At 68.3% G+C, this 21,247-nt stretch carries 16 protein-coding genes and 5 pseudogenes; 8 read left to right on the top strand and 13 right to left on the bottom strand.

The annotated features are described in order from the left end of the window. Nucleotides 1-50 precede the first annotated feature (50 nt). Both BIV23_RS35525 and BIV23_RS35520 read left to right on the top strand, forming a co-directional pair. Nucleotides 51-1,013 carry an ABC transporter ATP-binding protein gene (locus BIV23_RS35525; RefSeq protein WP_071385086.1) on the top strand — a complete coding sequence of 321 codons (963 nt, stop codon included), beginning with the start codon at nt 51-53 and terminating at the stop codon, nt 1,011-1,013. Next, nucleotides 1,010-2,392, top strand: a complete 1,383-nt coding sequence (locus tag BIV23_RS35520) for an ABC-2 family transporter permease (RefSeq protein WP_071385085.1) — start codon at nt 1,010-1,012, stop codon at nt 2,390-2,392. The genes BIV23_RS35525 and BIV23_RS35520 overlap by 4 nt, the downstream gene beginning before the upstream one ends. Here the strand turns inward: BIV23_RS35520 and BIV23_RS50765 are convergent. From BIV23_RS50765 to BIV23_RS52610, 3 genes and pseudogenes are all read right to left on the bottom strand, one after another. After that, on the bottom strand, nt 2,386-2,526 hold the full coding sequence (locus BIV23_RS50765; protein WP_177240149.1) for a hypothetical protein: 141 nt from the start codon (nt 2,524-2,526) through the stop codon (nt 2,386-2,388). The genes BIV23_RS35520 and BIV23_RS50765 overlap by 7 nt on opposite strands. A gap of 400 nt (nt 2,527-2,926) precedes the next feature. After that, entirely contained in the window at nt 2,927-3,778 is an 852-nt protein-coding gene (locus BIV23_RS52615) for a YVTN family beta-propeller repeat protein (protein ID WP_245790812.1), read from the bottom strand. 261 nt (nt 3,779-4,039) lie between these two features. Continuing rightward, nucleotides 4,040-5,440 (bottom strand): annotated as a pseudogene (locus tag BIV23_RS52610) (alkaline phosphatase family protein); the annotation flags it as partial. Nucleotides 5,441-7,045: 1,605 nt separating this feature from the next. Between BIV23_RS52610 and BIV23_RS35505 the strand changes: the two are divergent. The 3 genes from BIV23_RS35505 to BIV23_RS35495 all read left to right on the top strand — a co-directional run bounded on the left by BIV23_RS35505 (nt 7,046) and on the right by BIV23_RS35495 (nt 9,215). Then, nucleotides 7,046-7,543 (top strand): DinB family protein, encoded by a 498-nt coding sequence (locus BIV23_RS35505; RefSeq protein ID WP_071385083.1) that lies wholly within the window; start codon nt 7,046-7,048, stop codon nt 7,541-7,543. Between the two features lie 295 nt (nt 7,544-7,838). Continuing rightward, a complete protein-coding gene (locus BIV23_RS35500) occupies nt 7,839-8,306 on the top strand; it encodes a MarR family winged helix-turn-helix transcriptional regulator (RefSeq protein ID WP_071385082.1) in 468 nt (155 codons plus the stop codon). 144 nt (nt 8,307-8,450) lie between these two features. Next, complete coding sequence (locus BIV23_RS35495) at nt 8,451-9,215, top strand: SDR family NAD(P)-dependent oxidoreductase (protein WP_071385081.1); 765 nt, start codon at nt 8,451-8,453, stop codon at nt 9,213-9,215. A gap of 135 nt (nt 9,216-9,350) precedes the next feature. Here BIV23_RS35495 and BIV23_RS54125 read toward each other — a convergent pair. From BIV23_RS54125 to BIV23_RS53365, 4 genes and pseudogenes are all read right to left on the bottom strand, one after another. Beyond that, a pseudogene (locus BIV23_RS54125) lies at nt 9,351-10,062 on the bottom strand (UTRA domain-containing protein); the annotation flags it as partial. Beyond that, nucleotides 9,996-11,372, bottom strand: a complete 1,377-nt coding sequence (locus tag BIV23_RS35490; RefSeq protein WP_071385080.1) for an IS1380 family transposase — start codon at nt 11,370-11,372, stop codon at nt 9,996-9,998. The pseudogene BIV23_RS54125 and the gene BIV23_RS35490, both read right to left, overlap by 67 nt. A gap of 126 nt (nt 11,373-11,498) precedes the next feature. Further along, nucleotides 11,499-12,434 carry a hypothetical protein gene (locus BIV23_RS35485; RefSeq protein WP_071385079.1) on the bottom strand — a complete coding sequence of 312 codons (936 nt, stop codon included), beginning with the start codon at nt 12,432-12,434 and terminating at the stop codon, nt 11,499-11,501. A gap of 252 nt (nt 12,435-12,686) precedes the next feature. Further along, a complete protein-coding gene (locus BIV23_RS53365; RefSeq protein ID WP_281250189.1) occupies nt 12,687-12,809 on the bottom strand; it encodes a hypothetical protein in 123 nt (40 codons plus the stop codon). Between the two features lie 320 nt (nt 12,810-13,129). Between BIV23_RS53365 and BIV23_RS50755 the strand changes: the two genes are divergently transcribed. Both BIV23_RS50755 and BIV23_RS49865 read left to right on the top strand, forming a co-directional pair. After that, complete coding sequence (locus tag BIV23_RS50755) at nt 13,130-13,888, top strand: hypothetical protein (RefSeq protein WP_071385078.1); 759 nt, start codon at nt 13,130-13,132, stop codon at nt 13,886-13,888. A gap of 1,019 nt (nt 13,889-14,907) precedes the next feature. Then, nucleotides 14,908-15,339, top strand: a complete 432-nt coding sequence (locus BIV23_RS49865; protein ID WP_143079175.1) for a hypothetical protein — start codon at nt 14,908-14,910, stop codon at nt 15,337-15,339. Nucleotides 15,340-15,956: 617 nt separating this feature from the next. Here the strand turns inward: BIV23_RS49865 and BIV23_RS47390 are convergent. From BIV23_RS47390 to BIV23_RS35460, 6 genes and pseudogenes are all read right to left on the bottom strand, one after another. Next, nucleotides 15,957-16,100: pseudogene (locus BIV23_RS47390) on the bottom strand (TerD family protein); the annotation flags it as partial. 63 nt (nt 16,101-16,163) lie between these two features. Further along, nucleotides 16,164-16,880, bottom strand: coding sequence for a hypothetical protein (locus BIV23_RS35475; RefSeq protein WP_071385077.1), 717 nt, complete (start codon nt 16,878-16,880; stop codon nt 16,164-16,166). A 359-nt stretch (nt 16,881-17,239) separates the two neighbouring features. Next, nucleotides 17,240-17,890, bottom strand: a complete 651-nt coding sequence (locus BIV23_RS52600) for an LCP family protein (protein WP_245790810.1) — start codon at nt 17,888-17,890, stop codon at nt 17,240-17,242. 21 nt (nt 17,891-17,911) lie between these two features. Then, nucleotides 17,912-18,499, bottom strand: a pseudogene (locus BIV23_RS52595) (LCP family protein); the annotation flags it as partial. Between the two features lie 256 nt (nt 18,500-18,755). Continuing rightward, on the bottom strand, nt 18,756-19,097 hold the full coding sequence (locus tag BIV23_RS53360; protein ID WP_143079174.1) for a hypothetical protein: 342 nt from the start codon (nt 19,095-19,097) through the stop codon (nt 18,756-18,758). Between the two features lie 655 nt (nt 19,098-19,752). Continuing rightward, complete coding sequence (locus tag BIV23_RS35460; RefSeq protein WP_079173615.1) at nt 19,753-20,538, bottom strand: DUF1345 domain-containing protein; 786 nt, start codon at nt 20,536-20,538, stop codon at nt 19,753-19,755. 147 nt (nt 20,539-20,685) lie between these two features. Here BIV23_RS35460 and BIV23_RS35455 point away from each other — a divergent pair. After that, nucleotides 20,686-21,069 (top strand): annotated as a pseudogene (locus tag BIV23_RS35455) (FtsW/RodA/SpoVE family cell cycle protein); the annotation flags it as partial. Nucleotides 21,070-21,247 lie beyond the last annotated feature (178 nt).

Raw genomic sequence — 21,247 nt, 5'->3', positions numbered from 1 at the left:
TCCCCCAGCGGGACGGGGGCCCACTTGCTCGCCAGCTGAGGAAGGAACGGATGGACACGACGATCGCAGTGAGGGGCCACGGCATCACCAAGGTCTTCGGTGACGTCGTCGCGCTCGACCATGTCGATGTAAGCGTCGCGCAGGGTCAGATTTACGGCCTGGTCGGCCCGAACGGTGCCGGAAAGACCACGCTGCTGGGCCTGATGCTGGGCCTGGCCGTCGCCGACGAGGGGGATCTGGAGATCCTCGGCACTTCAGTGGGCCGTGGGCTGCCGGCGCCTGACGGTGTCTCCGGATTCGTCGACGGACCCGGCCTCTACCCCACTCTCACCGCGAAGCAGAACCTCGCGACGCTGCTTTCGCTGCAGCCTGATGACTCGCTCGCCGGTGACGTCGGCGATGCTCTGGAACAGGTCGGACTCACCGAGGCCGGCGATCAGAAGGTCCGCGGCTTCTCCCTGGGCATGCGCCAACGACTGGGACTGGCCGCGGCCTTGCTGACCAAACCGCGCCTGCTCGTGCTCGACGAGCCGTCCAACGGCCTGGACCCGGCGGGCAAGAGGCAGGTGCACCAGGTCCTGCGCCGGCTCGCGGCCCAGGGCGTCACGGTCGTCCTGTCCAGCCATCGGATGGACGATCTGGAGGCGCTGTGTTCCGAGGTCACCATCCTGGCCAAGGGGCATGTGGTGTTCTCCGGCCCGCCCAAGAAACTCACCGATGACAACCACGAACTCGACTACCGGCTGCGCGCCCTGGATCCGTCCGCCGCGCACGCTGTCGCGGCCGCAACGCCCGGCGTTCGCGTCGTCCAGGACTCCGACGCCGTGGCGCGACCGGACAACGACGTGATCGTCGTACGCGCGCGGACGGCTGCTCTGGACGAACTCCTGGCGCGGATCGTGCGCGCGAACATCCCCGTGCGCGAACTCGCGCCCGTCGTCTCGCCGCTGGAAGCAGCCTTTCTCTCCCTGACGGACCAGCCCGCCCTCACCGGGCAGGAGGCCGACCAATGACCACGCCCCTCACCGACGCCCCCGCGGCCGGAGCCGGGGCCGCGCTGAAGCCCGGGACGGCCGGCAGACGCCCGGTTCCGGTGGTCCGGATCCTGCGGATGGAGCTGGTCAAGCAGTTCTCCGCCTGGCGGGTGCGCCTGCTGGTGCTGCTGTGCTGGCTCGGTCCAGGCCTGCTGGTGTTCGCGATCGACCAGCAGAACACCCTGCCGTCCGATACCCTCTTCGGCCGGTGGATGCACGCCACCGGCTGGGCCGGATCGTTGGTGGTGCTCGGCGTCGCCGGCACATGGGCCCTGCCGCTGGTCACGTCCGTGGTCGCCGGCGACGTCTTCGCCTGCGAGGACCGGCTGGGCACCTGGCGCCACCTGATCATCGCCGTCCGCTCGCACCGGCGGATCTTCGCGGCCAAGGCGATCGCCAGCGTCACCGTGACCGGACTGCTGGTAGCTGGCCTGGCCGTCTCCAGCATGCTCGGCGGACTGCTCGCGGAGGGGAACCAGCCGCTGGTCGGCCTGGACGGCCACCTGCTCACCGGCGGGGACGCGGTCGGCAAGGTCCTGCTGGCGTGGGTCTGCGTGCTGGCGCCGACGCTTGCCCTGGCCGCCATCGGGCTGCTCGGGTCGGTGGCCCTGGGCCGATCCCCGATGGGCCTGCTGCTGCCTATGATCGCCGCCCTCGGGATGCAGACAGCGCAGATGCTGCCGCTGCCGGTCACGGTGCGCCTGGCACTGCCCGGTTACACCTTCATCTCCTGGAACGGCCTATTCACCGATCCCCAGCAGCTGGGGCCGTTGCTGATCGGCATCGGGGTCAGCCTGGTGTGGGCGGTCGTGGCGACGGCACTGGCCTGTCTGCTCTTCCTGCGCCGGGACTTCACCAACCTCAACAACGACGGCGCCGGACGCAGGGCGCTGACCTTGGGCGTCCTCCCGCTGGCGGGCGTGCTGGCCGCGACGGTCGGTGCCGTCGCCGTCGGGACGGGGGCGGGCGGCTCCGGCATCACCCAGGACAAGGTGCAACGCTCGGTGGCCACGGTCTTCTCCCACCTCTACCCGTCCCAGCAAGCACAGATGCACCAGCCGGCGGTCACCGCAGCGCAACTGCAGACCACAGCGGCCTGCGACAAGAGCGAGGGGCTCGGAGCGCAGGCAGGGCCGGGGAACGACTGGCGCTGCACCGTCTCCTGGAACGTCCCCGGTTACAACGTCACCGCCCAGGCCATCTACCAGGTCGATGTCACCCCCACCGGGCGCTACATCGCCGACGGGGACGGACCGGTGCAGGTGAACGGGTACTTCCTGATCATCAATGCCGGCAAGCCGACCCCCAACCCCCTGTGGCAGTTCGACGGCAACGTCGACCTGATCTCCGATCACTGAGTCAACTGGTCACCGAGCCAGCCGGGCGCGAGAGCCGACCGGGTCTCGCGACCCAGCCTGCCCGCTTCCACCGCCGCGACGGCAGGCTCGGTACCGCGTCCGGCGCGCAGCAGCGAGGCGGCGGGGTTCGGCACCGGCGAGATCAGGCCCGGGTCCCAGTTGCCGATGGCCCGCCGCCCTACTGATCTCTTCGGATTGGTGGCGGCTGGGCACGGAGGTCGTGAGGGGCTTTACACCGCTGGTTCCTCGCGTCCACCTTCCCGTCTCGCTTGCCGGACCCGCACCGTCCGGTAGTTCCGGTGCGTCCCGTCGTTGTCGGGGCTGCTCCCCACCAGACCCGGCCGACTCGCCGGGCCCAGCTACCCCCTGCTTCTGCCGTCTCGCTGCGACGGGACGACGGCGCGGGTCTCGCACCCGCACGCGGATCATCAGCGCCTCGTGGCGCACAGTCCCACACCTGCACACGAAACACAGCGCCTCACGGCGCAACTCGAAGACCAGCCACGCACCGAGCTCCGCCCGTACGACGCCGGGTCAGGCGACCACCACGCCGCTGGGGCCCGTGGACAGCCCCAGTTCGATGCGGGCGAGCACTCGCAGGCTGGTGGTGTCGATCGCGTCCACCGTGGCGCCGGCATTCGTGCATACCCAGACGGTGTCGACGGTCGTCGTGATGCCGGTCGGGATGTGGCCGACCCGGACGGTGCCGACCGCCTTCGCGGTCGCCGTGTCGAGGATGGTGACGGTGTCGTCGTTGGCGCCGCTGACCCAGGCCCGTGTTCCGTCCGGGCTCAGCGCGACCTGCCACGGAGTGCGGCCCACCCGGACCCGGGCGACGACGCGCAGCGAGGCGGTGTCGAGAACCGCGAGGGTGTCGCTTGACGAGCTGACCACGTAGACCCGCTTGCCGTCGGGGTGCACGGCCACACCGTTGGCCTTGGCCAGTTCGGGCAGCCGCCTACGCGTCATGCCGGTTTCCGCGTCGAGCACGGTCAGGCCGTCGTGGCAACTGACGTAGACGATCCGGCCGTCAGGGCTGACGGCGACGGAGCGCGGGGCAAGGCCGGTCTGCCAGGTCGTGGTGGCCTTGTCCGCGCCGGTGTCGATCACTGTGAGCGTCCGCGATCCGCCGACGCCGGTGTCCGGGCCGGTGTTGGCGACGTAGACAGTGCGGCCGTCCGGGGACGAGGCCACGCCGTGCGGGTAGAGGCCGACGTCGACGGTGCCGGTGATCGCGCCCTTGGTGGTGTCCAGCACGGAGACGTCGCCGGCGCCGGAGTTGGTCACGTACAGCTTTCCGGTCCCCGGAGCGGAAGCGATCCCATAGGGGTTGGCCCCGCAGGGGATGCTCGCGACCAGCCTCCGGGTGGTGGTGTCGATCACCATGATGGAATAGCTGACCAGTGCGGTCGCGTAGGCGTGGACGCCGCTTGTGGACCCGGTCTTCGGCACGGAGTCCTGGATGCCCGGGAAGTTCGAGCCCCGGATGCCGGCGCCGCGGGTGGGTGCGTCACCGGCGAAGTCGCCGCGGTGGGTGGTGGCGTTCTCCATCAACCGGCTCATGACGTATGGCCGCCGCCCCGCCAGGGGCTCCGTCTCGCGCGCGGTCACGGCGGGGCCGGCCGGAGTGGGCTCGGGACCGGTGGTCTCCTGGTGGGGCGGGGTCTGGTCCGCTCCGGGGAACGTGGCCCGCGGCAGGGTCCCCACCTCGTGCTCCGCCGTCCACAACTGGCCCTTGGTGGGCGGCAGGTGCGGGAAGAAACGCTTGCTGGGGAAGCCGAGCGCCGAGGTCAGGTCGCCGAACGTACGGCGGCGCCACTGACTGATGTTCTCCTCGCGCACTCCCGTGACCCGCTCCAGGAACCGCAGCACGGAGGTGTGATCAAAGGGCTCGCTGCACACGAAGCCGCCCTGAGTCCACGGCGAGACGATGATGCACGGCACCCGGATCCCCGCGCCGATCGGCACGCCGCGGACGAACTCGTCGGGTGTCCCGGCCGGCGGGACCGGCGGGATGACGTGGTCGAACAGGCCGTCGTTCTCGTCGTAGTTGAGGATGAAGACGGTCTTGCGCCACAGCTCGGGGTTGGCCGCGACCGCGTCCAGTTGCCGGGCGACGAAGTCGGCACCGGAGGCCGGCAGGTAGTCGGGGTGCTCGCACTGCGCGGCGGTCGGGATGATCCACGACACGGTAGGCAGCCGTCCGGCCAGGGCATCGCGGGCGAACTGGTCGGCGGGGCCGATGGTCAGGCCGTGCTCGTACAGAGGGTCGCCCTGCTCGGCGTCCTGGTACTGCTGGAAGAACTCCAGCGGGTTGCAGCCGTAATCGTCTTCCTCCTGGTAGACATGCCAGGACACGCCCGCCTTGGTGAGCCGCTCCGGGTAGGTGGTCCAGCGGAACGGCTCGGGGATGACGTTGCTGATGACCGGCCCGCCGGCCAGGCCGTTCGGGTCGATCGTGCCGGTCCAGTGGTAGAGCCGGTTGGGCCAGGTAGGGCCGAGCAGCGAGCAGTGGTAGGCGTCGCAGATGGTGAAGGACTCGGCGAGCGCGAACTGGAAGGGGATGTCGGCGCGCTCGTAGTAGCCCATGGTGAACGGGCCGTTGGCTTCGCCGTCCGCCTGGCGATGCGCTGGCACCCAGTTGTCCATCTGGCCGTGGTTCCAGGCCTCGTGCTGCACCGACCAGGCGTGGCTGGTGGACGGGATGGCCTGGGAGCTGGTGGTTCTGGTGTCGAGGTGGAACGGGAGAAGGTAGCCGTCCGGGTTTTCGGGGTCTGGCTGGTAGAACACCGGTCTACCGGTCGAGAGGATGGCCGCGTCCGGGTCGTCGAAACCCCGCACCCCACGCATGGTGCCGAAATAGTGGTCGAATGATCGGTTCTCCTGCATCAGGATCACGACGTGTTCGATGTCGTGGAGCGATCCCGGCCGCCGCGCCGTGTCGGCCATGGCCCGTTGCAGGTTGGGCGGGAGTAAGGACGCGGCAGCGGCGAGCCCGCCGAGGCCCAGTGCGGAGCCGAGGAGCCTGCGCCGGGACAGTTCAGCCATCGTCACCCCTGTACCGAAGATCGGGAACGCACGTCAGCACATCACATCGTCCCCAAGACACAGCAGGGGGTGACGCAGCTTGAGATATGTGGCGAAATCATGTCGCTGCGCGGCAAACGGAGTTAGGGCGCATATCGAAAGTATGTGCGGCTGTGGACGTGTCGCAGTCCTGGGGAGACAGAGTCACTTTCCTTCTTGTTGGAGTCGCCGATGGCCGTTCGCCGTGTCGTGCCCAACATCCAGTCGCAGGCCGGAGTCTCTATTCGAGCAGGGGCGGTTCAATCGCTCCATCGTGTCCCGGATGCCAATGGATCTCACCTCTTGGCACAATGCCCTGGTGCAGCCGCTGCCGGTTCCCTGCCCCGCCCTCCTGATCCCCGATGCCACCGGCACTGACGCCTTCCGCGACGTCTACCGCAATGCCATGGCGCACAACGTTGTGTTCGTCGCCATCGAATTCGAAAGACGCCGACGGTGGATCGTGAAGGCGGACACGCTCACCGCTGGCTCCCACCATGCTGTCACCACGACCTCAACGAGGCGGTCCGGGCCGCGATCACTCGCCTGGTCCAAAACCGCGAGGTCGACCTGGATGCCTACACGGGGCCGATCTACTTCATGATGCACGGCGTTCAGAGCGAAGAACGAGCCCGCGAACTCGCCGCCGCACTCCATGCCGCCCTGTACGGAGACCTGGAACCTTTGGCCCGCGCCGTCCCACCCACGCCCTGACTGGCATGCACTCAGCACCCGTAGCCCGCGAAGGCCACGCTACGAGTCAGTTCGTGATCACGTCACGCTGCCACGCCCTGCTCGCCGCACCCGCGTTTGGCCCCATCGAGCAGGGTTGGGTCAGCGGCGTCAAACCCTTTGGCTGTCCTGGTCGGCGAGCGTGGGCGGGAGGTCTCGGTGTCGGACGAGCAGGACGCACAGGGCCCCCGGTCACGGGCTGAGGAGGCCGGACCACGCGTAAGGCGCGGAGGGAAGAAGTACGCGCAGACGGCCGGCACGTCGGTGCCGCTGGTGGCTTCTCTGACCGCCCTGGTCATCTCCGTGTACCCCTGTCGGGGGCTTTGTGCGGAGTCGGGGCCGGGCCCCTGACGGGACCCGGGGCGTCGAGTGCCGGTCCAGGCCTGTCGGCCCCCCTGGCGAGGGTGGGGCGCAGCATGGGGACCACGGCCTGGCGGCCGCCACCTCCCACGGGCCCGTGCGACACCAATTCCCGGCGGGATCGGCTGTCGGCCGGTAGGGGCACGCCCCCTGCCGGGGGCTTCGTGGGCGGCGGGCGCCGCGCCCCTGACGGAGCCCGGGACGGTCAGGTGCGGGCCCGGGGCCGCCGGCCCCGGGGACGGGTGGGGCGGGGATGGGCGCGCCACGGCCCCGTGCCGCGTCTCCCGGGGGCAAAGGGGGGAGCCGCCCCGGGGCTGTGCACCACGGCGTCGGCCGACGGCGGGGCGGGGCGGAGCCACCACCGGACGCGCGCCAAGGCCGGACCCCACACTCCGAAGGCTCGAGGCGAACTGCCGAGCGGCAGCCGGTCATCGGCGGCGCAGGTCAGCCGCAGAGATCCCACTGCCGTGCGCCCCTCGCTGTCATGATGGTCCGATGGACAACCAGGAGAGGACCGAACCTCCGCGGGTGGCCGATGAGCACGCCACGCTGACCGGCTTCCTGCAGCGCCAGCGGGACACGCTGGCCATGGCATGTGCGGGGCTCACAGCCGAGCAGCTCAGGGAAAAGGCCGTGCGGCCCTCCGGCTTGTCGCTGCTCGGCCTCGTCCGGCACATGGCTGACGTCGAGCGGACCTGGTTCCGCAACGTGTTGAACGGCGAGCACAGTAACGTGCACTGGCCCCGAAGCGCCGGCGGCGCTTTCGACGTCGACACCGCAGACCCGTGCGAGGCGTTCGCGATCTGGCACGAGGAGTGCGCCCGATCCCGCGACATCGTGGATGCCGCCCAGTCCCCCGACGCCACCGGGCGGTACCGAGACGACGTCTTCTCTCTCCGCTACATCCTCACCCACATGATCGAGGAGTACGCGCGGCACAACGGCCACGCTGATCTCCTCCGCGAGCGCATCGACGGAATCGCCGAACAGTAAGTCCCGTACGTGATCCGTGAGCCGCCTTGGTGCGATGGGCCGCTCTACGGGCCGGCGGATGATCCGGCGAGGGTGGAGTTGTGTATCCGAGCGATGCCGAGCATGGCGGGTGGGCGCCGTCGCCCCCTGTGGCGGCAGTCGCCAAGGGCTACCGGGACTTCATGCGGGCGAAGGCAGGCTCGACGCGAGCACGTACCTGCTACGGACGCCGATCCGCAGGCTGGCTGCCGACCGTTCGACTACCCCCTCACGGCGTCACACCGGAAGCCGGACGGCCTGAGGGTACCGTCAATGCATGAACCGAGAGGACGAGACCGGGGCAGGCGCGCCGCCCACTCCGGGTACCGCGAACGCGATACTGAGTGATCTGTTGTGGGAGGTCTCGGCATATGTCGAGCTTCGGGGCGAAGCGGCGCTGGCGGATCTCCCCATCTCTACGGCCTCCAGCGGGATGTTGATGACCGTCTATGCCGAGCCAGGCGTCACCGTCGCCGAGATGGCTCGCCGCAAGCCCAAGTCCCCGCAGAGCATCAGCCAGATCGTCGCCCGCCTTGAAAAGCTAGGGCTGATCGAGCGGCGCCTGAAGAAGGGACGCGGCGTCGGCCTGCACCTCACCGACGAGGGCCGACACACGGCCGAGATGGCCTCCGAGCGCGAACGGGCGACGGATGATCAGCTCGTCGGGCTCCTCGGGAAGAGGCGCCACGAGACGCTGCGCCAGCTATTGGTCGAGAGCCGGGCCCTGCTCCGCTCCGCGGAATAGCCTCCGCACACTTCCACCGTCGGCACGCTGCACGGGAAGCTAGACACAAGATCTTACTATAGCAAGATCTTGTGCTAAGTTTCGCGGTATCCGTGGCACAGCCAACCGGGACGTGGCGCATACAGCGAAAGCGGGCGTGCCGTCGTGGTCCACGCGTCTCTTCTTGAGGTTCTCAGTCTCAGTGGCCGCCGCGCCGTGGTGACCGGAGCGGGCTCCGGTATCGGGCGTGCTGCCACGCTGGTCCTCCTCAAAGCCGGTGCTTCGGTCCTCGCCCTCGACATCGAGGAAGACGGGCTGACGAAAACGAGGGCCCTCGCGGCCAAAGCGGCGGTCAGGGAACCGGACGTGGGGCTCGTCGACGTCTCTGACGTCATGGCGGTCAACGCCGCCCTGGGCGCCGAGCGCTTCGACGTGGTCGTCAATTCCGCCGGCATCATGGCGCCCGACTCGCTCGAAGCAACCAGCAGCCGGGACTGGGACCGCGTACTGGCGGTGAACCTGGCCGGGTGCTTCAACATCCTCAAAGCCGCCGTTCCCCACATGAGCCGCCCTGGCAGCATCATCCAGATCTCCTCAATGATGGGCCACGGCGGACTCGCCTTCCCCGCCTACACCTCCACGAAGGGCGCGATCCTGGCCCTCACACGCCAACTCGCCGGCGAACTCGGACCGGAAGGCATCCGGGTCAACTCGATCAGCCCCGGCATGATCCTCACCGGCATGACACGGGTACACCTCTCCCGACCTGAGGGCCGCGATCACATCGCCGATCGCACTCCGCTGCGCACGGTCTGCGCACCGGAGGACATCGCGAACGCGGTGCTCTATCTCGCTGGCGACCTGTCCGCATTCGTCACCGGCGCGGACATTCTGGTCGACGGCGGGCTGGCATCTGTCATCAATCTGTGAGCGCGACAAGGCCGGTAGCCGCGTGTGGTGCGGATGCCGGTGGACGCAACAGTCTGCCATGACCTCAACGCTATCCGGGCCGCTCATGCTCGGGATTTCGACACACGTGCTGCCCGTGACTGCCCCACGCTTCCAGCGGTCGATCGGGATCTCGCACACGATCTCGCAGTGCGCGGCGGGCACGACGATGTCCGCCGTCTCCACAGGTCGCCCCTGGTCGCTGTAGTACGTCCGCCGGATGTGTGTGACGAGCGCAGCCTTCTGGATGCCCAGGTGTGACGCCTCCTCGGCAGTCGCCTGCCTCGGCTCTGGCCGCTCCACGGCGTAGCTGAGCGGCCATGCGGTTTACGACGCCCGCCCCGGCGCGCGGTCCTCTCTCCGGGAGGACGACGAGAATGCCGGCGGTGAGGTCGTACGGCTCCCAGCTCGTGGACAGTTGCACGGGCCTGCCGTCGGCCAGGAACTCGTACTTCGTGCGGTCGCACAGGTCGCCCTGGGAGATGCCGATGACTGCGCGCGGTGAAGCAGGACGAAAAGTGGCCCGGTCGCGTCGACGAAAGTCTCGGTAGTGCGGAGTTTTCGTATTCGCGGTGTCACACGGCTGGTTAGCCTCGATCTTGCGTGAGGGTCCGTCAGCTTGCTGACGGACCCTTTTGGCCTTCTGGGAGTTGTTGCCTCCGGCTGCGGGTATAGCGGTGGCCCGACTGTCGCGTCGGGTGGGCACCGGTTCCACGGTTCCGGAAGTGGGTTCGACTCGTCGGGGTGGGACGTCTTCACTGGTCAGCCGGGCTTCGGCTGGGCTTGGAGCCGCTCGAATGCGCTGGTGATCACGTCGGTCCAGGGCCAGTGGCGGGCGAGGCGGAGGTAGCGGCGGCGGCCGGTCGTCACGAGTTGGGCGGCGGCCGAGAACAGCCGCAACCTCAGTCGCTTGGGCTCCCACCGCCGGGGCTGGCCGGTAAGGGCCAGCATCGGCATCCAGGCCAGTAGGTCGAGCGCGATCTGGACGATCTCCAGCCAGACCTGGTTCTGTGCGGCCCGGTGGAGCGGGAGGTTGCGCAGGCCGGTGTCACGGGCAGCGCGGATGCGGTCCTCGGCCCGGGCGCGCTGCCGGTGCCGTAGCTCCAGCCGTGCGATCGGCGTCTGCTTCGTGTTGGTGGCAAAGCAGGTCAGCCGCATCCCATCGGCGTCGGTAAAACGCAACTGCGCGCCGGGATGCGGCCGTTCCTTGCGGACGATCAGCCTCATACCGCTCGGCCAGCCCTCGAGCACGTCGCCGGCAAGCTCGGCGACCCAGGCGCCGTGGCGGACCTCGCCGTCCGGCTCGACGGCTGGCGTCCAGGCCCGGGCGGGCACCTTGAGAACGGCCTGATAGACAGCATCGGTGATGGTCATCCCGACCGAATAGGACAGCCACCGGCCCCGCGCGGCAAGCCAGTCCAGGAAGTCGCGGGTGCCACCGCCGGAGTCGGTGCGGACCAGGGTCCGCCGTCCGCGCCGGTACTTCTTTGGCAGCTGGGCCAGGGCCAGGCGGGCGACGGCGATGTGGTCGGCGGCTGTGTTGCTGCCCGCATTCCCCGGCCGCAGCACGCCCGCGACCGGTTCTCCGGAGCCGGTGGCGCCGTGGTCGACGAACGCGAACAACGGGTGATGGCCGAACGTCTTCTTCCAGGTCGCGGCGGCATCCTCCTTCTCGGAGTGGGCGAGGACCAGCACTCCGTCGATGTCCACGACGACCTCGCCGCCCGCGTCCGGGGCCGCCTCGCCAGCCAACCGCCAGACGTGTTCGCGGACTTCGGACCGGGCCTGCCGGATGCCTTCCAGCGCACGCGGGCCGGCTGCGGCCAGTGCGTCGAGCAGGCGCGAGACGGTCGGGTCAGAGGCCACCGGCCCGAACACGGCAGGCTCGGCCCGCAGCATGCCGATGTCGGCGAGGCAATCCCCACCCAGCGCAACCGCCAGGGCCACATCCAGCAGGACTCTGCCAGGATCGTGCACCGCACGAGCCCTGCGCCACGGCGCGAGCGCCGCCGACATCGCCAAGTCCAGACCGCACCTGCGGACAGTCTCCACCAGCAGGACCGCGCCGGCCTGCGAGACCACCCCGGAGCCGCCACTCGATACCCGGATGCGCGGGAAGGACCCGCTACGCTTGCCCATCTGGAGAGTGCCCTTTGCTCGGCGACGTACAAGACCTTCGACAAGCCCTATCGTCCCAGCTCAGCGGCACTCTCTTCTATCCCGACCAACCGTCAGACAACCCACCGATTGAAGGCGTTCGACCAATCATCGGGCCTCTGTCAAGCGATGGGCCACCGCCTCGGCGAGCCGACGGGTGTCGGCGGTGAAGGTCTGCGCTGGGGCCCCGATACTGAGAAACACGTCCGGGCTGGTTGTCCGATGCCGAACCTCAATAACCAGCTCGACCGCGACGCACACGTCCAACAAGCGTCGGCTCAGCGACGGGTCTGCGGACAGTGCGGTTTCAGTCAGGCCAGCCAAGGCGCTCGGGCCGGTGACGGCCAGGCATCGTGCCACCCAGCGCGCGGCATCGAACTCCGCCGGTCCGCACACGCCTGCGGGGTCGATGAGCGCGAGTTCGCCCCCCGATCTCAGGAGATTGAACCCGACCGCATCACCGTGCAGCAGAACCGGCTCGATCGTCGGATCCTCAAGGACGTGCAACACGCCGTCGGGCGCGGGCAGTCCGGCCTCGTGCCAGACCCGTACGGCGTTATGAAGCTTGGGCCCGAGGAAGTCCTGCAAGCGCGCCACTCCAGCTGGCGGTGTCAGATGCGCCTGATGGAACAACCTGACGACCTGTTTCGTGGCTGCGGCCATCTCTGTGTGCGGCAGCCCGACGCCCGAGACCTTCCCCAGCAACAGGTGAGTGACATCTGGGGCATGGGCACCGACACCGTGGTCGAGGAGAGGAGCGCACGGCACCCGGTGTGCGGTCCAGACCGCCAACGTCGCGGCCTCCGCGTGCTGGGGTTCGCCGATCAGCTTCAGAACGGCGACAGATCCATCGCCCAGCCGGACCTCGCGGAGCACGTTGGGAGACAGTGGGCTCCCGACCATCGGGCCGAGGTCGGTCAACTCCAAGGCCGCCACGTAGGTAGGCAATGCCTCAGCGGCCCGCTCGAAGCAGGTCACCTTCTCCCGGCCTGTGGCCTTGAGAGCCTCTCGCCGGTCAGCGAGCCAGTCATCCAATGCCTGCACATGACATCCTCCGCACGCCTCGGGACCCGGTGCAAGGGATATTGATGCAGCACGACGGGCATCCAACTCGTTCTTCGCCCAGGAAGTGCAGGTGACTCAATCCGTTCACCAGCTCGGAAACGACGTATCATTCCAGGTCAAAGCACTTCCGCCGTCTTCCTGACGTCGTTCGCGAGCTCGGCTCGTGAAAGCGCGAGGTTAGCCACGGTGTCAGCGTCTGCTGCTCGTCAGATCACGCGTTCGACTGCCAGTTCACGGGGTTCCCACGCCCTCGGTGGTCATTGCCAGCAGGACCAGGGAATCGTGCTCGGTCGTGCCGGGCGGAGCCTGGTAGATCACCGTGCGCTGGCCATCGTCAGCGGGACTGAGCGCCACGATGGGGATGTTGGTGTCGTCGGGTTTTGGCGCTGCCGCTCCCTTAACACGGATCGGTCACGGCTTTCGTAGCGACACGCAGCAGACAAGGGGTGAGGAGGCGTCAGCAGATCATCCGGGAGGGCTAGTGGTCATTCAATACGCCTGGTCTTCGGGCCGCTTCACGCTCTGACGGGGCGGCAGACAGGCCCACATATATACCCCGGTCGGCCCCCTGACCAGATTCTTCCGATATGCACCTATATGACAGCTGTGAGTACGTTTGGTCGCAGTCGGCTGACGAGCCGATATCTCCGAGATATCCAGACAGGAGAAGCGACATGAAGCTCGCTCGTCCCACCATGGTGACCGCAGGTCTCTCGGCCGCCGCGGCGCTCGCCGTGACCGGCATCACCTACGCCTCGGCGGCCTCCGCCCAGGCACCCCAGGCGGCCCCGGCCGCCGCCTCGGCAGCGCCCTTCGGCGGCGACTCCGGACAGAACAAGGCCAACAACAACGAAGGGCAGGGCAAGGGCAACGAAGGCAAGGGCAACGAAGGCCGGCGCGAGGAAGGCAGGCGCCACGAGGAGCGCAGAGAGGAGGGCCGGATCCTGATCAACGAGCGCTCCTACTCCGCCCACCCCGGCGACTGCATCACCGTCGTCAGCGGCTTGGGCGCCAAGACCCTGAACATCCGCAACGACAGCCACAAGCGCGTGGAAGTCTTCCGCGGAGTCGTCTGCGACAACGGCGCCCCCATCGCCACCGTCGGCCCCTGGAGCTCCTCCGACGGCGTCTGCCCGAGGATCAAGGACGAGGACGAGAAGAAGAAGGGGGACGAGAACGAGAACTGCGAGGAGCGCGAGCACCACGAGAACGGCGAGCACGACGAGAATGGCAAGCACGAGGAGAAGGGCGAGCACCACGAGAAGATGGAGGACGGCGTGAAGGTCAAGAACGGAGTCATCGCCAGCTTCCGCGTGGTCTGCGACCACGACGACCGCGGTGACCGCGGTGAGGGCGGCGAAGAAGGCGGCCGGGGCGGCGAGGGCGGCTGGGGTGGCGAGGGCGGCTGGGGCGGCGAGGGCGGCTGGGACTGACCCCGAAGCCGAGCAGCCCCATACGGGGCCCCGGCCCGCCGCAATCGGGCCGGGGTACTCCCACCCCATTGTCCGACAACCTACGTGCCACACGCGCACCACCGGCCCGGAAACCAGGCGTTCGCCCCTGGTTCCCGGGCCGACGCTCTTTCCCCTGTTGGTCGATCCACCTGGAGATTTCCGCCCCGGACGCTTCCCGTGGGCACATCTGACCGCGCCCACGCCGCCCGTTTCTCTCCCGGCGTTTCCACCGCCCCGAACGGGTGAGAAAAGGCGGAAGCCTGGTCGGCCGCGTGTTCACCGCCGATGAGTCGAACCTAACCCGATGCCACATCGCTGTAGCGTCGATCGCGGCCAGGACAGCGTTCACCTCGCGAGATGCCCTGAGTACCGCTTCGGGGACGATCAATTGAGCCTCGGCGTAGCGATCCCGGTAGTCCCGCCGCGCCTCCTCAACCTGGGCGCGGTCGTCGTCGGTGTCGACACCGTCTCCCATGCGGTGGAGGGCGTCTTTCAGCATGGTGTGAAAGTGACGGGACGCACGGTTCATAGCCTGTACGCAGCGCGCCGCTCCTCAAAGACCCGTCTTCCCTCCTCAGCCTGTCTCTCTTCCGCCCGCTGGCGCTTCGTCGTCCAAGTCGTGATCACTGGCGCCAGGAGCGTGCCGAGCACTCCAACGACGGCAGTGACCATGGCGGCAGTCGTGTAACCCATGCGTGCCCAGAGACGTGACGGCTGCCCTGGCTCGCACAGGGAGGATTCACCTCGTCGACACCTTGGAAACATGGTCATTTTTGTCAGAATTTGCGAGTTATTTCGCGTCATGTCAGCCTTGAAGCGAGGGGTGGGCAGGGACTGGAAGCCCAACAGTGAGAAGGAGCTGCCATGCGAACTCATGTGAGAGGGGCTGTAGTTGTGGCAGTAGCGGTGCCCGTCCTGGCGCTCAGCGGAGCGGCCGGAATCGCTACCGCGCAACACTCCGCTGATGTGAGCACGCACGCCACTCCAGCCAAACCCAAGTGCCATTGGGTGAAGGGGCACTGGGAAGACAAGGGAAAGGGTCAGCACAAAGAGCACGTCTGGGTCCAAGGCCACAAGGTCTGCACGTCGACAGGAACGGCCAAGCCGACGAAGAAGCCCTCACCGACTGCTTCGGTGACCAAGCCGAACAAGCCGTCGCCGACAATGACCATGACGAAGACTGCGTCCCCATCGCCGACAATGACGATGACGAAGAAGCCGTCGCCGACAATGACGATGACGAAGACTGGGTCGCCGTCGCCGACTATGACGATGACTCGGTAGCCGTCGCCATCGCCGACTGCTCCAACGGCACTCTCCTCGTAATCGAGGAAGGCAGCAGCCTCAGACCAATGGGAAACCGCTGGCCTGGGGCGCTTTCGTGCCTGCCGTGGACTACTGTGACTAGAATTGAAGGGCCGGGTCTCTGACCTGCGGCCGTGATATCGGTCAATGCTGCGACCTGTGACTTAGCTTCCGCGCAGCGGCCACTCCAAGTGAGGGCTGAGCACCTCGAGACTCGACTCGAAGTCGCCCGAAATGAGCCGTGAACAAGGCGATTGGGCCGACAGTCCGGGGCCATGCAAGAGGCTGCGCTCCGACTGATGGAGCTATTGTCCCCGTCCCACCGCGGACGTCGCGGTGCTGTCGGTGGACGTGACTATCGAGATAGTGCGCGTTGACGCGCGATGCGCCGCGACTGGCGTCGCTTGTCCGGGATGCGGCGCCTGGTCGACCGTGGTTCACAGCTCCTGCCTGCGCTTTCCCACCGACGTACCGAGCGCCGGACGAAGGGGCGTACCCCAGCTGCGAGTTCGGCGGTGCCGGTGCCGGAACTCCACGTGTCCGCGCCGGACTTTCGTGGAGGAGGTATCCGGTCTACTCCTTTTCGGTGGGTATGGCTGCTGGTAGCGGGGCAGTTGCGGATGCTCGGGGGCGGGTGATGGGTCATGATGCTGAAGGCACGGGCGGGGTGTGCCTCCTTCCCGCGGACCGCGAGGGCAGCAGCCAGCTGCGGCTTGGTGCGGAAAGCCGGAACCGAGCGGCCGCACAGCAGCGCGGAGGCGTCCAGGTCGTAGTCGGCACCCGTGGTGGTGCGTACGGCCCAGCCGAGACCGACGGTTACGGCCGTCAGTCCCGGCGCCTCCTTGCTCAGTGAGACATTGCCGCCCTTGGCCAGGGTCACGCCCATGAGATGTCCTCCTGTGATGATGGTGGTGGGGCTGCCGCCGCTGCGGCATTCCTTGGCTGGGTGCTACCGCAGTTGCGGAGGTGTGGGGCCGGTGAAGCCCGGACTGCCAAGGTCGCCGCCGTCGGTGCCTGCCCCGCCGGCGGCTGCCTCCTGAGCGGAACGGACGACTTCCTCTGCCATGTGCGCCCGCTCCAGGAGGCCGAGGAGGAACGGCATCATGCCGCGCTCCAGCAGCGCCACCTGCCACGTATCCCATGCCTGACGCACGCGCGGATCCCTGTCACCGGGATCCGCCTCACCCGCCGACGACCGGTTGTGCGCCGCAGCGACCAACAGCCATATGAGATCGACAACGCCGGATCCCATGGCCAAGACGGAGGCGACCGCGCCTGCGGTGACCAGGTCATCGCCGATGCGCCGGGCTTGATCCAGAGCACGCAGTCCGTACCCGGACACCAGGAACACGGCCCCCGCCATGGCCGAGAGGCTCGGCACGAACACGGCCAGCACCGGCAGGATCCCGCCTGCCGAACGTGCGGCAGCGCCTTCATCATGCTTGGCGGACGCTTCCTTCAGCTCAAGGTAGTCCTGGTACTCGACTCCGGCTGTGGCCGTGATCGTTTCTCGTGCCGCCACCGCACGGGCGCGGAGGTCTTCACGGCCGGCCCTCCCTGCGTGGCGGCGCAGCGCCTGGCTCACTTCCGGGGAGTCCAGGGCTCGGTCCAGGATCCGTTCGAAGACGGCCTCGCCGCCTGCCGGTAAACGGTCGGACGTGGACATGTGTTGCTCCCCGCTGGAAGTGAAGAGGGTCCCGGAGATGGCAGGCAAACCTGAAGGGAGGTGCCGCACCGTCTTCTGGGACCGACGCGATGGGCGTCGTAATGGTTCTCTAATTGCGCAACTGTGAAACCTTATTCAAGCACGAACGACGGGCCGCCGGACAAGAGGCGCGACCGGGGTTGGACACGGGGAGCTGTCGGGCCACTGAGCAGATGCATCGACCAGGGCCGCCGAGCTCCGAGCCTCCGTCCGCCATGACGTACACGAGCCCGGCTTTCAGTTCCTCATCCGACCGCACTGGATCCACTCACGCGAGTCACACCGGTGTCGCCATGCGGGCGTCCGACACCCGAGGCGGCTCAGTTGACGCACGGCACACCGCCCGCCTTCACGGCCGGGCCGGATTCGTCCGCTGTTGCCGTGTTCGACGCGGAAGCGGTCGGCGTCGGAGTGGGCGCTGCCTGGCCGGGATGCGTGTAGTCCTCGCCGAGGGTGACGACGACGTGGCCTGCGGAGACGGCGGGGCTGGACATGGCGGTGCCGGCGTGGAGTCGGCCGGCGATATGCTGGGCCGCCTGCTGTGCCCCGGCGCCGTAGCGGACGGTGGTCGCGGGCTGCGTGGCGGTGTTGCCCGTCGTACCGGCTGTGTAGCCGAGTTTGACAAGGGAGGACAGGGCCTCGGAGGCGAGTCCCCGACCGCCGTTGCCGTTGATGACATCCACGGTGGCGAGTGCGGCCGCGGTAGTGCCCGAGGCCACGAGGGACGGGGCGCCGGCCGTTCCGAAGGCTTGCTGCACGATCGACTTGATCTTCTCCGGATCCACGAGGTTGACGTCCTCGCGGTTGCGGATTCCGAAGCCCTCGATGGGCAGGGTGTGGAACACGACGTTGCCGCCGGTGAGATCCGGGGCTTGCTGCGCGAAGTCGAGCACGTTCCAGCTGCTGTCCAGGACGACGTCCTTCTTCACGACGTCGAACAGCCCTTGAAGTTTGGACGGGCTGCCCCACACGCCCTCGGTCTTGAGCTGATGCGTGACCGTGGAGATGAACGCCTGCTGCCGACGCGTACGGTCCAGGTCCCCGGCGTCCAGCCCGTGCCGCTGCCGTACGAAGGCCAGCGCCTGACGGGCGTTCTACTGCTGCACCCCGGCGGGGAAGTCGGCACCCGAGTACCGGTCCTTGACCGGGTGCTTGAGGCAGACCGCGATGGGCTGCAGGACCTTGGCGATGTCGTAGAAGCCGAGGAGGTTGACCTCGGCGAAGTGGTCGATGGGCACCCCGGTGAACTGCTGCACCGTTGCCAGCGTCGCCTCCCGCCCGGCCTCACGGCTCTTCGCCTCCAGATCCGCGCCCTTGACTCCCTGTGCGTAGTACTTGTCGTGGGCCGTGGTGTACGCGTTGGCGTACGCCTCCTTGATCTTGAAGTGGCCCTGTACCGAGCCGTCGCCGTTCAGCGTCTGTACGTAGTCGTCACGCGGGATGGAGAACGCCTGCACCTTGCCGCCGTTCGCGGGGATGTGCATGAGGATCAGGGTGTTGGTGTTGTAGTACCCGATGTCGCTCGACCCTGCGTGCAGCTCGGTCTGCACGAACTGCCGTGGCAGATCCTTGCCGTTCATGTCCTTGCGCGAGTCGAGACCTATGAGCAGCAGGTTGACCGAGTTGTCCAGATGCCGGGGCGCCCTGCCGCGGACCGCGTCGAGCGCGTCGGAGGTGGTCAGGCCGTGCGTCAGGGATCGGTACGCGTACCAGGTGGCACCGCAGCCGAGCAGCAGAGCCGCCGAAACCACCCACGTCGCCGCACGCAGTACGAAGAGCCAGGGAGCCCTGCCTCCGCGTCGGGCAGCGGCCGGGTGCGGACGGTGTCGCATGTTCTCAGGCACGATCCCTCCGCTTCATCCCGGACCGGAGCGCGGCTGCTGCCAGCGCCACGACGACCACCGCGCACTCGGCCGCGGCCATGGCCGGGAACACCGCCACGGCCCACCGCACCAGCCGCGTGGCCAGCGGACCACGCGACGTCAGTACCGCCCCCGCCGTGACAACGGCCACAGCCAGGGCCGGCAGCGGTGCCACCGACCCCAGGCTGCGGCGACGAACGGCCGCCAGGGCCCCGAGCAAGGCTCCCGCCGTCGCTCCGGCCGCCACGCCCCAGCCGGGCTCCTGGCCGACCAGGGCGTCCACTCCGTCCCCCAGGAGCAGCGGGCCCAACAGCATCGCTGCGATGACCCCTGCCCCGGGTCGACGTACGGGGGGTGCGTCGCCCCTGCCCCGCTGCGAGCGTCGCGCACGGGGCGCTCCGACGGACGGTGCCCGCTCTCCGGCCCGGCCCTGCGGGACCACCCGACCGTTCGTCACAGAGCGGTGCTGCCCCTGCGCGCCGATGGCGCAGGTGACGCGTTCCTGCTGATGGCGCATACGCTCGCTCTCGCTCATCTCGACGCGGGGCAACACGGCTGATTCCGGATTTTCCCCCGACTGCTACCAGTGAGACGAAGAAGGAGCCCGAATAGTTGCACAGTCGCGCAAGTGGGCAAGTGTGGGAGCTGAGTGGTCCCCGTAGGTGTCGGACGATGAAGGGCGCGACCGCGCCCGGAACCGAGCGACCTCGTCGGCAATGACGTGCACGGGACGGCGACGATGGCCGTGCTCCGGCTGGCAGGGGCCGCGATCCATGCAGCCCGGCGTTACTCAGAGTGCGGGATGCACGTATTGATCGCAGGACTGAGACTGTGCCGGTACTCCCGCTCGAGTGCATGCGAGAACGACGGGCCTGGTGAACACGTTCAGAATCGCGGAGGGGGTGTTTTCCAGAGTCGGGCATCCTGCGGCGGGCGTTTCCGCGATCGCGTGTGCCCCATTCCGTCCGGGGTTACTGCAGGACCCCGACCGCGCGCGAGATGATCAGCGCCAGGGTCAGCAGCGAGATCGTTGACTGTGTCGCCATCAGCAGTTTCGCCCACCGGGACAGCGGCATGGTGTCGGTGGGGCTGAAGGCGGTGGCGTTGGTGAGAGCGACGTAGAGGTAGTCCATGTACTGCGGCTCCCAGTCCTCGGGTGCGATGCCCTCCTGTTGCATCTGAGGGAAGAGGAAGTCCGGGTGCTGGTGCGTGCCCAGGGCGCGGGCCACCGGGCCGCCCCGGTCCCACTCCCAGTACCAGAGGCTGAAGGCGATGACGTTGGTCAGCCAGATGCCGCCGCCGGTCGTCAGCAGGGCCGCGGCATTGGAGCCCTCGGTGCCGTGCAGCAGGTCGCGTACCAGGATGACGGCCGACCAGCCGTTGGCGAGGCTGACCGCGGCGGCCAGCAGCACGCCCAGTGCGCGCAGCAGACGGGAGCGATGCTCGATCCGCCGGTGCGGGTGGGCTATCCACAGCGCCGCCATCATGACCAGCTCCAGGGCGGGCAGCAGCCAGTGCGGGTGGATGCTGAGTCGTGCAGGAAGCGCCCACTGCACCCAGACGGCGACCAGCAGCGCCGCCATCACAGCCCAGCGTTGCTCGCCCTGGGTGCGCCGCTGCCACGCGGGACGCTCGGACTCGGATACCTGATCGGCCGGAGCGAGCAGGCCCTCGATCCGTTCCATCCGGATGTGCAGCAGCTCGGTCCAGTGCTCGGGGCCAGGGCGCTGCGGGTTCGAGGTGTCATGGGTGGTCACGGGCCCATTCTCACCAGATGCTTGCTGCATTACGCAAGTATGCAACTTTTCTGTTCGTGCGGGAGTCCAAGCGCGCGGCGCCTGCAACCGGCTGCCCGGTGGCAGGCACGGGTCCGAAGCTCGTCCGATGCCTCATTGGGGAAGTGCGAGCGGCAGACCGACTTCGTCTTCACGGTCGCCGGCGAGGAGCTGGGCTTCGCCGGCGGCATCCTGATCATCGGCCTGATCGGGGTCATCCTGTGGCGGGCCTGCCGGATCGCGCGCGAGGCGACCGAGCTGTACAGCACGATCGTCGCCGCCGGGATCGTCGCCTGGTTCTCGTTCCAGTCCTTCGAGAACATCGGCATGGCCCTCGGCGTCATGCCGGTGGCCGGCATCCCGCTGCCGTTCGCCTCCTACGGCGGCTCGTCCATGTTCGCCGTGTGGGTGGCCGTGGGACTCCTCCAGTCCGTCAAGGTCCAATGGTCCGTGCAGGCTCAGCTCAGCGCCACCGCCAGCGTCCCGGTCCGCCCGGGATCAGGTGCGGTGTGAGACCGGTCGCCACCGCCCGCGCCTTGCGGCGCCCCTTCCCGCGTGCCGCCACGTCGACCCTGCTCTTACCCGCCCTCGGCTACAGTTCAGTTGCGTTGTTGCGCAACCGTATAACCGGTTGGCCGAGTCCCCGAGCGGGATTCAAGGGGGTGGACCCGATCGAGGGGGAAGGCATGAC

It is taken from the genome of Streptomyces monashensis (assembly GCF_001866665.1).
In the GTDB taxonomy this organism is placed as follows: Bacteria; Actinomycetota; Actinomycetes; order Streptomycetales; family Streptomycetaceae; genus Streptomyces; species Streptomyces monashensis.
The sequence above is the reverse complement of the archived record's forward strand: the minus strand, read 5'-3'. Positions and strand labels throughout refer to the sequence as shown.

Coding starts and splice junctions, on each gene's coding strand:
- BIV23_RS35525 (WP_071385086.1), top strand. CDS start 51: ATGGACACGACGATCGCAGTGAGGGGCCACGGCATCACCAAGGTCTTC.
- BIV23_RS35520 (WP_071385085.1), top strand. CDS start 1,010: ATGACCACGCCCCTCACCGACGCCCCCGCGGCCGGAGCCGGGGCCGCG.
- BIV23_RS52615 (WP_245790812.1), bottom strand. CDS start 3,778: ATGGTGATCGACACCACCACCCGGAGGCTGGTCGCGAGCATCCCCTGC.
- BIV23_RS35505 (WP_071385083.1), top strand. CDS start 7,046: ATGGACAACCAGGAGAGGACCGAACCTCCGCGGGTGGCCGATGAGCAC.
- BIV23_RS35500 (WP_071385082.1), top strand. CDS start 7,839: ATGAACCGAGAGGACGAGACCGGGGCAGGCGCGCCGCCCACTCCGGGT.
- BIV23_RS35490 (WP_071385080.1), bottom strand. CDS start 11,372: ATGGGCAAGCGTAGCGGGTCCTTCCCGCGCATCCGGGTATCGAGTGGC.
- BIV23_RS50755 (WP_071385078.1), top strand. CDS start 13,130: ATGAAGCTCGCTCGTCCCACCATGGTGACCGCAGGTCTCTCGGCCGCC.
- BIV23_RS35475 (WP_071385077.1), bottom strand. CDS start 16,880: ATGTCCACGTCCGACCGTTTACCGGCAGGCGGCGAGGCCGTCTTCGAA.
- BIV23_RS53360 (WP_143079174.1), bottom strand. CDS start 19,097: ATGCTGTTGGGCCCGCTGCTCCTGGGGGACGGAGTGGACGCCCTGGTC.